Consider the following 1,345-nt stretch of genomic DNA (forward strand, 5'->3'; position numbering starts at 1 on the left):
TCCCATAAGCGCTAACTTAAGGGTTGAACCATCTGAAGAATGCGACGCCTCGGTGCCTCGTTAAGACGATGCCTCGCGTTCTTCAATTGCGTTTTGTAGGCTGTCAGGGATACTGTCCCACGAATGGCCACCTGTAAGCTCCAGATGACCATTTTTGTTATTCTCCACAACGAGTTAGTTCTTCTTTTCGGATCCGGCACTTCTGGGGGGGAAATCCAGCGATGGCTGGATTATGTCGTCAATTAAAAATGCGGCGAGTAGATTAGCAAATATCCACGCTTTCGCGAGTTCAGGTTCCTTTGCACGCAAAGCATCCAGGTGCAGCAAACTTTTGAGCCGCTTAAAAGCCAGTTCAATTTGCCATCGCAGACGGTAACAATCAGCCACTTGCTCTGCTGAATATTCATCTTCCGGTAATGATGTTAGCAATAGCAAATGGCCCGCTGCTTCCAGCGTTTCCGCCTGAACTACTCGTCCTTTTCGACGATTCTCGCTGAGCAGTCGGGTTTTACTGATTAATGCTTTTTCGGGAGGAAGTGATACGGCAATGAGACGTGCCGGAAAGGGAGCTCCGGCTTTTTTATTACCTGAATTGCCTATCATTACAGTGGTTTCACCGTTCTTACCGCAATCCAGCCCGCGCAGAAAACCCATCATGTCAAAGCGCATTCCTTCTGCAGTTAACCAGCGCAATCCTCGCCAGTGAACCCGGACGATATAATCAGCTTCTCCAAAAGCAAGTGAGCGGATACATTCGGGACGCGAACCGAATCCCCGGTCAGCAATGCGTATCTCGTCTGCCGTTTGCGCAAATCGGTCCAGCCGTTCAGCGTCTCTGCTGTCGGTTAGCTCAAAATCAGTGAACTGACAGGTATGAGGATCATATCCCATATGTAGTCGCCATTCAGCGCTGCCGCCCCCGGGCGCACTGATTGCTGTTCCATCGACAAGACGCAATCTCTTTCCGCTTGTACAACCCGTAACTGCGGCGCGTACAGCAAGTGTTTGTGCGGCAAGTATGCCAAACCAGTCGGCGGCATTCCGCAGCCGCTTCAGGAGAGCCACGTCAGATAATGTTGCAACGTCATGGAGCTGAGCCCATGCAGTGACTTCACGTAATGACATCCCCCCGGGGCCGTAAGCCAGCCCCAGACGTAGCAGAGTTGCAGCATCACGAATTTCGCGGCGGCGGGTTAGAGCCCCGGCATTACGTGCCGAAGTATCCAGTTCTTCGGGCTTACCAATATGGGCCAGAATTGCTGACCAGTTATCGTGAGAGTAATTCATCGGCACGTTAAATCATATCAGGCGTAATACCACAACCCTTAAGTTAGCGCTTATGGGA

1 protein-coding gene is annotated in these 1,345 nt (G+C 51.2%); it reads right to left on the minus strand.

The features are described 5' to 3' along the window. Positions 1–174 precede the first annotated feature (174 nt). Complete coding sequence (locus F0Q32_RS25805; RefSeq protein WP_001615628.1) at positions 175–1,287, minus strand: IS4-like element IS421 family transposase; 1,113 nt, start codon at positions 1,285–1,287, stop codon at positions 175–177. Between the last annotated feature and the right edge of the window lie 58 nt (positions 1,288–1,345).

This window comes from Pseudocitrobacter sp. 73, assembly GCF_008369545.1.
GTDB lineage: Bacteria > Pseudomonadota > Gammaproteobacteria > Enterobacterales > Enterobacteriaceae > Pseudocitrobacter > Pseudocitrobacter vendiensis.